14 protein-coding genes are annotated in these 11,651 nt (G+C 29.1%); 6 read left to right on the top strand and 8 right to left on the bottom strand.

Annotated features, from left to right (window positions below):
* Positions 1-10 precede the first annotated feature (10 nt).
* The 7 genes from BM335_RS14145 to BM335_RS14115 all read right to left on the bottom strand — a co-directional run bounded on the left by BM335_RS14145 (position 11) and on the right by BM335_RS14115 (position 6,060).
* Entirely contained in the window at positions 11-1,030 is a 1,020-nt protein-coding gene (locus tag BM335_RS14145; protein ID WP_090229733.1) for an endonuclease/exonuclease/phosphatase family protein, read from the bottom strand.
* Positions 1,031-1,033: 3 nt separating this feature from the next.
* A complete protein-coding gene (locus BM335_RS14140) occupies positions 1,034-1,870 on the bottom strand; it encodes a rhomboid family intramembrane serine protease (protein WP_090229728.1) in 837 nt (278 codons plus the stop codon).
* Positions 1,870-2,604: a rhomboid family intramembrane serine protease gene (locus BM335_RS14135; protein WP_090229724.1), complete on the bottom strand. Its 735-nt coding sequence runs from the start codon at positions 2,602-2,604 to the stop codon at positions 1,870-1,872. Before BM335_RS14135 ends, BM335_RS14140 begins: the two co-directional genes overlap by 1 nt.
* A gap of 22 nt (positions 2,605-2,626) precedes the next feature.
* Positions 2,627-4,441 carry a DNA mismatch repair endonuclease MutL gene (gene mutL / locus BM335_RS14130; protein ID WP_090229721.1) on the bottom strand — a complete coding sequence of 605 codons (1,815 nt, stop codon included), beginning with the start codon at positions 4,439-4,441 and terminating at the stop codon, positions 2,627-2,629.
* Positions 4,441-4,731: a hypothetical protein gene (locus tag BM335_RS14125; protein ID WP_090229718.1), complete on the bottom strand. Its 291-nt coding sequence runs from the start codon at positions 4,729-4,731 to the stop codon at positions 4,441-4,443. The genes mutL and BM335_RS14125 overlap by 1 nt, the downstream gene beginning before the upstream one ends.
* Before the next feature lie 78 nt (positions 4,732-4,809).
* Positions 4,810-5,289, bottom strand: a complete 480-nt coding sequence (ribH, locus tag BM335_RS14120; protein ID WP_090229713.1) for a 6,7-dimethyl-8-ribityllumazine synthase — start codon at positions 5,287-5,289, stop codon at positions 4,810-4,812.
* Between the two features lie 6 nt (positions 5,290-5,295).
* Entirely contained in the window at positions 5,296-6,060 is a 765-nt protein-coding gene (locus tag BM335_RS14115) for a tetratricopeptide repeat protein (RefSeq protein WP_090229709.1), read from the bottom strand.
* A 112-nt stretch (positions 6,061-6,172) separates the two neighbouring features.
* Between BM335_RS14115 and recF the strand changes: the two genes are divergently transcribed.
* Positions 6,173-7,252 carry a DNA replication/repair protein RecF gene (gene recF / locus BM335_RS14110; protein ID WP_090229705.1) on the top strand — a complete coding sequence of 360 codons (1,080 nt, stop codon included), beginning with the start codon at positions 6,173-6,175 and terminating at the stop codon, positions 7,250-7,252.
* Complete coding sequence (locus BM335_RS14105) at positions 7,252-7,548, top strand: DciA family protein (protein ID WP_090229702.1); 297 nt, start codon at positions 7,252-7,254, stop codon at positions 7,546-7,548. The genes recF and BM335_RS14105 overlap by 1 nt, the downstream gene beginning before the upstream one ends.
* Positions 7,549-7,590: 42 nt before the next feature.
* On the opposite strand, the gene BM335_RS14100 is transcribed toward BM335_RS14105, so the two are convergent.
* Positions 7,591-8,010 carry a nucleoside-diphosphate kinase gene (locus BM335_RS14100; RefSeq protein WP_090229699.1) on the bottom strand — a complete coding sequence of 140 codons (420 nt, stop codon included), beginning with the start codon at positions 8,008-8,010 and terminating at the stop codon, positions 7,591-7,593.
* Between the two features lie 195 nt (positions 8,011-8,205).
* Between BM335_RS14100 and BM335_RS14095 the strand changes: the two genes are divergently transcribed.
* Genes BM335_RS14095 through BM335_RS14080 form a run of 4 tightly spaced genes read left to right on the top strand, consistent with a single transcriptional unit; the run spans position 8,206 to position 11,628 of the window.
* Positions 8,206-9,237 (top strand): DHH family phosphoesterase, encoded by a 1,032-nt coding sequence (locus BM335_RS14095; protein WP_090229695.1) that lies wholly within the window; start codon positions 8,206-8,208, stop codon positions 9,235-9,237.
* Positions 9,227-9,772 carry a gliding motility-associated peptidyl-prolyl isomerase GldI gene (gene gldI, locus BM335_RS14090; protein WP_090229690.1) on the top strand — a complete coding sequence of 182 codons (546 nt, stop codon included), beginning with the start codon at positions 9,227-9,229 and terminating at the stop codon, positions 9,770-9,772. The genes BM335_RS14095 and gldI overlap by 11 nt, the downstream gene beginning before the upstream one ends.
* Positions 9,759-10,487: a BamJ family beta-barrel-assembly machinery protein gene (locus tag BM335_RS14085; protein ID WP_090229686.1), complete on the top strand. Its 729-nt coding sequence runs from the start codon at positions 9,759-9,761 to the stop codon at positions 10,485-10,487. Before gldI ends, BM335_RS14085 begins: the two co-directional genes overlap by 14 nt.
* 37 nt (positions 10,488-10,524) lie before the next feature.
* Entirely contained in the window at positions 10,525-11,628 is a 1,104-nt protein-coding gene (locus BM335_RS14080; protein ID WP_090229682.1) for a peptidylprolyl isomerase, read from the top strand.
* The last annotated feature ends 23 nt before the right edge of the window (positions 11,629-11,651 follow it).

The raw sequence follows: 11,651 nt of genomic DNA, 5'->3' as shown, positions 1-11,651 counted from the left end.
CTGATGTTTATCAGTTTGTATTAAAATTGATACGAGCCATAATTGGATAATGGTCGGAATATTTTACGTCAAAGGTTTTAAAATTATTTACAGTAATATCTTTATCGGTTAATATAAAATCTATCCTTAAAGGAAATTCAAAATCATAGGTTTTTCCAAAACCTTCTCCAGCCATTTCAAAAGCATCATTTTTATCTCTTTTCAATTGTTTGTATACATATGAAAAGGCGGTATTATTAAAATCGCCACAAATAATTGTTTTATAAACAGTTTGTTTTTGATGCTGAATAATTAACGCTACTTGATTGGCTTGTTTTTTAAAAGAGTTTTCTAATCGAATGCGTAACTTTTCTGAAATTTCTTGATTGAAATGTTCGTTTTTAGGATTAATTTTAAGCGATTCTAAATGTACGTTATATATTCTAAAAGTATCTTTATCTTTAACAATATCTGCAAAAACAGTATTATTTCCAGAGTTAGAAAAGTTAAGTGATTCTGAATTTATAATTTTATATTTCGAAAAAATAGCGTGACCAAACTGCCCGTTTTTTTCACTTCTTTTAATGTATTTGTAAGGGAAATTAAATCCTAACGTAGCTTTCGGATTAAACTCTTGCAAACATAAAATATCAGGTTGTTGTTCGTTTATAAAATCGTAAATTTTTTGATCAATACCCACTTCATCAATCCAGCTGTATAAGTTAAACATTCTAACATTATAGTTCATGATTTTTATATCATCTGTAAGCAGTACTTTCTTTTTAGAAAAACTATATAATTTGGTAACGTACTGTATGCCAATTAATAACACAATAGATGAAATTAAAAATTGCTTTTTAAAACGCAAAACCCAATAAATAATAAAAAGGATGTTTAATAGCAATAAAAAAGGAATTGATAAACCAATAAATGAAACTAAAGAAATAGTGATTGGAGAAATAAAATAACTTAAAAAAGCTACCAAAGAAATTGCTGCCACAATTGAATTTGCAACAAATAGAACTTTATCTATAAATGGTAATTTTTTCATTAATTATTTTTTGCCAGCTCTAAATAAAAAGTCTTTTTCTTCTTGTGATAAACTTTCGTAACCCGATTTGCTAATTTTATCTAAAATATCGTCTATTTTACGTTGTTTTGTTTTAGAAACTTCGCCAGTTTTAGTGCTGCTTTTAGCTTTATAAACGGTTTTTAAGGGCGATGTATTTTTTTTAGGTTTAAATATATTAGAAAAAAAGTTAATAATTGTCTCAAACCATTTACCAATATCGTTGCCTTTTTCTAATTGTGTTGAATATATAAATCCAAAAACGGCACCACTTAAATGCGCAATAGCGCTTCCGTTATCAATGGTTGCCAATTGTAAAATGCTTAAAACTACCCAAATGGCCGCCAACACCCATAATTCTACACTACCAATAAAACGTAATTGCAAGGCATATCTTGGGATTTTAGTTGCAATAGCTACAAAAATTGTAGTAACTGCAGCAGAGGCACCACCCAACGGAGCACCAGCTTTAGCTGTAAAGTAGTAATTAGTTAAAAATGAAATAGCACCCACAATAATTCCTAAAAAATAAAAATTTAAGAACTGTTTTTTAGTGTAAAAATCTAAAAATAAATTACCTATATAATATAAAACTAATAAGTTAGATAATACATGAAAAAAGCGTTCGTGTATAAATGCGTAGGAAATTAATGTCCAAGGTTTGGTTAAAAAACTATCTAAGCTTGTAGGTAAAGCAAACCATTGCACCATAAATGATGTAAACAAAACAGTCATTAAAAATAAAAACACGTTGATGTATATTATTTTTTCAACTGCGTTTGCTTGTTTGTAAGCGTATTTTATGTCGTTTATAAAACTCACTAATTCCAGCGATTAAATTGATTTTTTTTCCAATACCAAGCAATTATAAAACCTATAAGCGCACCACCAATGTGCGCAAAATGTGCTACATTTCCAACAGAATATTTTGTCATTCCAAAAAACAAATCACCTAAAATTATAATTGGTATAAAATATTTTGCAGCAACAGGAACTGGGAAAAATATTAGTGCCAATTTAGCATTAGGAAAAGCCATTCCAAAAGCAACTAAAACACCATAAATAGCTCCTGAAGCACCAACGGCTGGAGTATGGTAAGTTGCATAAAATTGATTTAAACTTTCCGACGAAATATGCTCTAAAATTTGATTGCTATAGCTTCCAGTATTTAAAATATTTTGAATATCAGCACTAGATAAGCCAATATTTACTAATTGTTCATAAACGCCATTAAACTGATAATAATTTACCAAAGTGTAAATTGCACCTGCTCCTAAACCTGCTGAAAAGTAAAAAAATAAAAATTTATTTCTTCCCCACATTTGCTCTAATGGTGTACCAAATGCCCATAATCCATACATATTAAATAAAATATGTGCAAAACCACCGTGCATAAACATGTGCGTTAAAAATTGCCAAAACCCAAACTTCGGGTTTTCAGGAAAATAAAGTGCAAATAAGCTCTCTAACCCTAAATTTGGTAATAATTGTGGCGCAATAAAAAATATAACATTAATTATTACTAAATGTTTTATAACTTCTGTAATTCTTCCCATAATTCTACTAAATTAACAAGTGCTAATTGTTAAATTTTTTATCAATTTCGTCAATATTTACTGTAATAAACGTTTTTTTTCCAAATGGTGATGCACTTGGTTCTTTACACAAAAATAATTTATTTACAATATCTTCTTGCTCTTTTGTATCTAATTTTGTGCCAGTTTTTATGGCTAAACTTTTTGCCAAACTTTTTGCCATTATGTCAAGCTGACTAAAGCTGGTGTCTGGGATATCATTATTAATATCTTCCAAAAGTTGTTCAATAATAATTGAAATTTGGCTTTCAATAATAGTAACCGGAATACCAGATATCACAACTGAATCTTCTAAAATTTTGTCGAATAAAAACCCAATACTTTCTAAATCTTCTTTAATTTCTTTTATAGATGTAATATCCGTTTTATTAAATGACAATTCCAAAGGAAACAATAATTGCTGACTCATTGCTTCTTTAACGGTAATATTTTCTAAAAATTCTTCGTATAAAATTCGTTGGTGTGCTAATTGCTGATTGATATATACAATACCAGATTTTATAGTGCTAACAATATATTTGTTATGTATTTGGTAGGTTTTATTATGTTGCTTTTCTTCCGTAAATAAACTGGAATGAATACTTTCCGACTCTACTTCAATATCTCTAGTATCTATGCCTGTATATAAACTTTCCCAATCGGCTGTTTTTTCTCTTTTATAAGGAAAATTAATGGAGTTTTGCTGCTCTGTTTTAAACGGATTAAAATTTCTATCAACAGTTATGGTTGGTTTTGGGGCACTTTTTTCCTTAAAATTATAAGGTGTGTCCATAGATGCGTCTCTGTCAAAATCTAAAACAGGCGCAACATTATATTGCCCTAAACTATGTTTAATTGTTGATCGTAAAATGGCATACAATGTTTTTTCATCATCAAACTTAATTTCAGTTTTTGTTGGATGAATATTTATATCAATACTATTTGTAGGAACATTTAAATACAGAAAATATGTTGGATAAACACCACTAGGCATTAATCCATCAAAAGCACTGGAAACTGCGTGATTTAAATACGAATTTTTAATAAATCGATCATTCACAAAAAAGAATTGTTCGTCTCTTTTTTTCTTCGCAAACTCAGGTTTAGTAACAAAACCAATAATTTCAACTACGTCTGTGGATTCGTTTATTGGCACTAATTTTTCATTGGTTTTTTTACCAAATATAGCAACAATACGCTGACGTAAATTACCAGCATTTAAATTGTAAATTTCACTTTCGTTATGATAAAATTGAAATGAAATATTGGGGTGCGCTAACGCAACACGCTGAAATTCATTGACAATATGACGTGTTTCAATGGTGTTAGATTTTAAAAAATTTCTACGAGCAGGAATGTTGTAAAATAAGTTTTTTACAGCAATTGATGTTCCAATAGGTGTTGAAACTGTTTCTTGAGAAACAACAGTACTCCCTTCAATTTTTATTGAAGTTCCCAAAGTTTGGTTTTCCTGTTTAGTTTTTAAAACTACGTGTGCAATGGCAGCAATACTTGCTAAAGCTTCACCTCTAAAACCTTTGGTGTGTAAATTAAATAAGTCTTCAGCTTTTTTTATTTTGGATGTGGCATGTCGTTCAAAACTCAACCTTGCATCGGTTGTGCTCATTCCTTTTCCATTATCTATTACTTGAATAAGTGCTTTTCCAGCGTCTTTAATAATTAGTTTTATGTTTGTAGCTTCTGCATCAATGGCGTTTTCTAGCAATTCTTTAACTACCGATGCTGGTCGCTGAACAACTTCACCAGCAGCAATCTGATTTGCTACGTGATCGGGTAATAGCTGAATAATATCTGCCATTAAAATAATTTGTGTAATTCAAAAATATACGCAACAATTCCTACTAAAATGGCAATTATAATAGCCAATCTTAAATTGGTAGATTTGTCTGTAGCACTTCTTTTATTTTTAACCCAGTTATTTTTTAAATTATTTTTGGTAAGCCTAATAGTTGGAGTATCTTCATCACTATTTTTATGTTGTTTGTATTTATCCTCTAACTGTTGTAAACGTTCTTTACGCTCGTCATAATAACGAGGTTTATAGTCAAATACATAATGTTCTCTAGGTTTAAATAATTTACCAAACATAAAATACGAAGTTATACAGTATATTACAAAAATACTGAATTATAAATTTGTGGTCAAGTTTTTTAAATGTGAAGCGTGTTAAAACTGTCTTAAAGCAGCCATTTTTATTGCTGCAATTGCACACTCAACACCTTTGTTTCCGTGTTTTCCACCAGATCTGTCTAAAGATTGTTGTTTGGTGTTGTCAGTTAAAACACAAAATATGGTAGGAATATCATATTTAATATTCAAATCTTTAATGCCTTGCGTAACACCTTCACACACAAAATCGAAATGTTTTGTTTCTCCTTGAATTACGTTGCCAATTGCAATTACGGCATCTAGTTTTTGAGTTTCAATCATTTTTTTACAGCCGTAAATAAGCTCAAAACTTCCTGGAACATCCCATTTTATAATGTTTTCTGAAAGTGCACCGTTATCAAGCAACGCTTCTTTTGCTCCTAAAAAAAGGTTGTCAGTTATTTCTGAATTCCATTCTGAAACAACAATCCCAAATCGAAAGTTCTTCGCATTTGGGATTGTTGCTTTATCGTAAATAGATAAATTTGTTGTTGCCATTATAGCTTATTTTTCTGATGCAAATGTAGCTTTTTTAATATAAATATCTATATTTTTAGCTTCATCTGAAAGCGGATAATCGTTTTTAATTCTATTAAAAATATCTAAAGCCTTTGAATTTTTTCCAATTTCTAAAGCAGTATTTCCTGCTTTAAATAAGAATAAAGGACTTGAGAAATTATTATCTTTTAAATCAGCAGCTTTTAAATAGTAATCTAATGCATCTTCTGGTTGATTAATATCTGCAAAAGCATCACCAATAGCACCTTTTGCAATTGGTCCTAATAATTCATCATCTGAAGAAAAGTCTTCTAAATAATCAATTGCTTCTTTATATTTTTTTAATTTTAAATATGATAAACCTGCGTAGTAATTTGCTAAGTTTCCTGCTTTTGTCCCGCTATATTCATTAGCTACATCAACAAAACCATATTTTCCATCAGCACCATTTAAAGCTAATGTATATAGCGAATCTGCAGCAACGCTGTTTGCCATTGCATCTTCAAAATATGCTTTTGGAAATGCTAATTCATCTGCAGCTTCTTTTTCTTTTGGTCCATCAACATATTTATGGTACGCTAAATATCCTAATATACCAACTACAATTGCAGCCAATGCTATTAATATAATTTTTTGGTTTTTAATAACCCATTGTTCAGATTTTGAAGCAGTTTCATCTAAAGTGTTAAATACTTCAGCTGTTGTAGATTTCTCATCTATGTTTTCTTGAGATTTCTTTACCTTACTTCCTGTCTTTTTATATGTTGCCATTATTTGTAAAATTTGTAGGCGCAAAAATAGAGTTTTTAATTGGAAAGTAAAAATGCAAATGTGCTTAAATTTTCATTTATTTTCAATAATTTTAAACTTTCAAAAAAAATAGATGTATTTACAAAAAATTTCGTTAGTAAATTTTAAAAATTTCGAATCTCAATCATTTGATTTTGAGGGGAAAATAAATTGTTTTGTGGGTAATAATGGTGTTGGTAAAACAAATGTTTTAGATGCAATTTATTACTTGTCTTTTGCAAAAAGTTACTTTAATTCAGTTGCAACTCAAAATATTAAACATAATGAAGACTTTTTTATGATAGAAGGTTTGTACGAAATTGGCAATAAAGTAGAAACATTTGTATGCAGTTTAAAAAAAGGCAATAAAAAGGTTATAAAAAGAAATGGTAAAATTTACGAGAAGTTCTCTGAACATATTGGATATTTGCCATTGGTAATTATTTCGCCGGCTGATAGAGATTTAATAACCGAAGGAAGTGAAACCAGGCGAAAATTTGTGGATAATGTTATTTCACAATCAGATCCTATTTATTTACAAAATTTAATAAAATACAGCAAGGTCTTGGCACAGCGCAACTCCTTATTAAAGTATTTTGCGGCAAACAGAACTTTTGATGCTTTAAATTTAAATGTGTATAATGAGCAATTAGAAATCTATGGTTCGTTAATTTTTGAGAAGAGAAAACAGTTTTTAGATGAATTTATTCCTATTTTTAAAAAACGATATGAAATAATTTCAAGTAGTAAAGAAACTGTTGATTTGGTATATAAATCTCAATTACACGATGATAGTTTTGCGGAACTATTTCAGCAAAATTTAGAAAAAGATAGAATGTTGCAGTTTACAAGCGCTGGAATTCATAAAGATGATTTAACTTTTGAAATTGAAGAATATCCAATTAAAAAATTTGGATCACAAGGACAGCAAAAATCGTATTTAATTGCATTAAAATTAGCGCAGTTCGATTTTATTAGAGGACAATCTAATGTAAAGCCAATTTTATTGTTAGATGATATTTTTGATAAATTAGATGATGCACGTGTAACACAATTAATAAGTTTGGTAAATAATGATGAATTTGGACAATTATTTATTAGTGATACCCATAAAGATAGAACAGAAGCTGTGGTTAAGAAAACAAAACAATCGTATAAAATATTTGAGTTATAATGGCAAAAAGACAAAATGAATTTCATTCGTTACAAGATTTAATGAAAGATGTTATTAAAGAAAATAATTTAACGAAAGGAATGCATCAAATTTCAGTTGCAGATGCTTGGGCAAAATTAATGGGCAACGGTGTTGTATCTTATACTCAAAATGTTGAGTTGCAAAATAAAACATTAATAGTAAAGTTAAAATCGTCCGTATTACGTGAAGAATTGAGTTACGGAAAAGAAAAAATTGTAAAAATGATGAACGAAGAATTAGGAGAAAATTTAATAACAAAAATAATTTTAAGCTAAAAAAATCCGCTGAAAAGCGGATTTTTTATTGTTATATGAATGCTAAAAAACTTCTCGTCCAGCAAAATGATAACTTCCTTCAATTACAGCATTTTCATCGCTATCTGATCCGTGAATAGCATTTTCTGAAATTGAATCAGCAAATAATTTTCTAATAGTACCTTCGGCAGCTTCTGCAGGATTTGTTGCACCAATTAAGGCTCTAAAATCTTCTACAGCATTTTCTTTTTCTAAAATTGCTACTACAATTGGTCCACGAACCATAAATTCAACCAATTCATCAAAAAAAGGCTTTTCTTTATGAATGGCATAAAAATCTCTAGCATCAGCTCTAGATAAGCGTACCATTTTCATAGCAATAATTTTAAAACCAGCAGCAGTTATTTTTTCAATAATTGGACCTACATAACCCTTTTCAAGCGTGTCAGGTTTAAGCATTGTAAACGTTTTGTTTGTTATCATTTTATAATTCTTATGATTTTTAATTTTGGACAAATATAAACTTTTATCTTAAAATTGCTATTTAGTAAACTAAAATTATGAGTATCAGCATATTTAAAGTTTTAAATAATAAGCTAATTTTGTACTTTTAATTATGCATTAATAATTGTTTATGCTATTATTAGGTTTGTAAACAATTATGTATATTCGCACCTTATGAAAAGAAGTGAAATAAAGGAAATAAAAGAGTTACTCTCTGTTCCTCAAAATGTTGTGATAGTACCGCATAAAAACCCTGATGGAGACGCTATGGGAGCTAGTTTGGCTATGTATCATTTTTTAAATTTAAAAAATCATAATGTTACTGTTGTATCACCAAATGATTATCCAGATTTTTTAAAATGGTTACCAGGCTCTAAAAATGCCTATAAATTTGATATGCAAAATAGGCAATCTAAAAATGCTATTGATACTGCAAATATTATTTTTTTATTAGATTTTAATGCGTTGCATAGAGTAGGAGATGATATGCAAAACACTTTAGAACAGTTTGTTGGTACTTTTATTATGATTGATCATCACCAACAGCCAGATACTATTGCAAAGTATTTATATTCGGATGTTTCAATATGTTCTACGTGTCAAATGGTGTACCAGTTTATTGATAAGTTAGATGAACTAGATGTAATTAATGAAGATATTGCAACTTGCTTGTATACTGGAATTATGACGGACACAGGTTCGTTTAGATTTCCATCAACTACAAGTACAACACACAGAATTATTGCAGATTTAATTGATAGAGGAGCTAAAAATGCAAAAGCCCACAATAATGTATATGATACAAATTCGTATGGAAGATTACAATTATTAGGTAGGGCATTAAGTAATATGGTAGTTATTGAAAGTTTAAAAACAGCCTATATACCATTAACACAAGCAGATTTAGACGAATTTAATTATCAAAAAGGAGATACCGAAGGAGTTGTAAATTATGCTTTATCATTAAAGGGCATTATATTTGCTGCTATTTTTATTGAAGATGTTGATCAGAAAATTATAAAAATATCATTTAGATCAAAAGGAACGTTTTCAGTAAATAAATTTGCACGTGAACACTTTAATGGAGGTGGTCATGACAATGCTGCGGGCGGCAAAGAAATGATTTCTTTAGATGCAACTATCTCAAAATTTTTAAGAATAATTCCATCATATAAAAATGAGTTATTAAATTCATATGAAGAATAATATTTGTTTCACTCTTATAGCATTTTTTTTACTTTCTTGCTCAAATCCAATACCTCGAAAGCCAATAAGTAAAAAAACAGGCACATTAATGGAAGAATCTGTTTCATTAAATAAAGTGTTAATTAAAAAGGAAGAAACTGCATTATTACAATTAATAGCGTTAGATTCTTTAAGTACTTACAATGCGTCTTCAAATGGATTTTGGTACAAAATTAATTCAAAAAGCAATCACACATATTTTCCAAAAGAAGAAGATAAAGTAATTTATACCTATGAAGTTTTTGATATCAATCATTCTAAAATTTATGGAAAAGATGAGATTGGTATTCGAAATTATGTTGTAGATAAACAAGAGATTATAGAAGGTTTAAGAGATGGATTAAAAATGATGAATGAAGGTGATAATTTTACGTTTTTATTTCCTTCATATAAAATGTATGGTTACTTGGGTGATCATCATAAAATTGATATTAATCAACCGTTAATATATAAAGTTCAATTAATTAAAATAAATAAACAAAATGAAAGTAATTAAATTATTATTTGTATGTGGTACTATAATTTCATTAGTATCTTGTAATGGTCAAGGTGTTACCAAAAAAGCCTTAGAAACAGAGTTAGATTCAGTGAGTTATGCTTTAGGTTTAGATATGGGAACTAAAGTAAAAGCAAATTTTGAAGACATAAATAAAGAACTTTTTGTTCAAGGATTCCATAATGGAGTTGATTCTACAGACATGAAAATTAATCCTGAAGTAATTAATGTGGTATTAAATAAATTTTTCCAAAAAAGACAAGAAGAAGCAATGAAAAAGCAACAAGAAGAAGCTACTAAAAAAGTTGAAGCTGAATTTGCTGATGTAAAAGCTGAAGGAGAAAAATTTATGGAAACAAATAAAACTGCTGAAGGTGTACAAACTACAGATAGCGGTTTGCAATATATTGTATTAAATGAAGGGTCAGGAGAAAAACCAACAGAAACTTCAAGAGTAAAAGTACATTACCATGGTACATTAATTGATGGAACTGTTTTTGATAGCTCAGTTGAAAGAGGCGAACCAGCTGAATTTGGTGTGAACCAAGTAATTAAAGGTTGGACAGAAGGTTTACAGTTAATGTCAGTAGGTTCAAAATACAAATTTTTCATTCCTCAAGATTTAGCATACGGAGCATTTCCTCGTCAAGGTGGAGCTATAAAACCTTTTATGCCTTTAATTTTTGAAGTTGAATTATTAGAAATTGTAAAATAATAAAAAAAATATTAGTTTTATAAAAAGTAACTTAACTATGAGAATACATCAAATTTTAATTTTAGCAATATCTTTTATGATATTTTCTTGTAAGCCAGCCAAATATACAGATTTGGCAGATGGATTATATGCAAATATGGAAACAAATAAAGGCGCCATATTGTTAAAATTGGAATTTGATAAAACACCTATTACGGTAGCAAATTTCGTTTCTTTAGCTGAAGGAACTAATAAATATGTTGTAGATTCTTTAAAGGGTAGGCCTTATTATAATGGATTAATTTTCCATAGAGTTCTTAATAATTTTATGATTCAAGGAGGTGATCCTCTTGGAACAGGTTTAGGAGATCCTGGCTATAAATTTATAGATGAATTTCCAAAAGATAGTTTAGGTAATTTATTGTTAAAACATGATAAAGCGGGTATCTTGTCTATGGCAAATTCTGGACCTAACGCTAATGGAAGTCAGTTTTTTATAACTCATAAAGATACTCCTTGGCTTGATGGAAAACATACTGTTTTTGGAAATGTACTTAAAGGGCAAGATGTGGTTGATTCAATTGTACAATATGATACTATTTATAAAGTTCAAATTATAAGAGTTGGAAAAGCTGCAAAAAGATTTAATGCTGTAAAGGAATTTGCAAATTTTTATGAAGAGCATGCTAAAGAAGTAAAAAAGAAAGAAGCTCGTATTCAAAAAGTAGTAACTGAAACAGTTACTAAATTTAGCAAATATAAAGAAAAAGCTGTTGAACTTCATTCAGGTTTAAAAGTTGCAATTTTTGAAACTGTAAATGGAGAAAAGCCTAAAGTAGGTCAAAAGGTTAAAGTAAATTATGCAGGATACTTTTCAGATGGTAGATTATTTGATACCAGTTATAAAGATATTGCAATTGCTTATGAAATTTTTGATCAAGAACGCGATAATCAAAATGGTTACACACCATTTTCAACCATTTATGGACCTGATGCTCGTTTAATTCCAGGCTTTAAAGAAGGTTTACAAGAATTAAAAGTTGGTGATAAAGCTTTACTATATATTCCTTCGCATTTGGGTTATGGAGCTCAAGGTGCTGGTGGTGTTATTCCACCAAATACCGATTTAATTTTTGAAGTTGAATTGGTAGAAATTGAATAAAACTAATTATTAAATAATACATA

It is taken from the genome of Lutibacter maritimus (assembly GCF_900116115.1).
GTDB lineage: Bacteria > Bacteroidota > Bacteroidia > Flavobacteriales > Flavobacteriaceae > Lutibacter > Lutibacter maritimus.
Note: the sequence above shows the minus strand (reverse complement) of the source record. Positions and strands in the feature narration are given on the sequence as shown.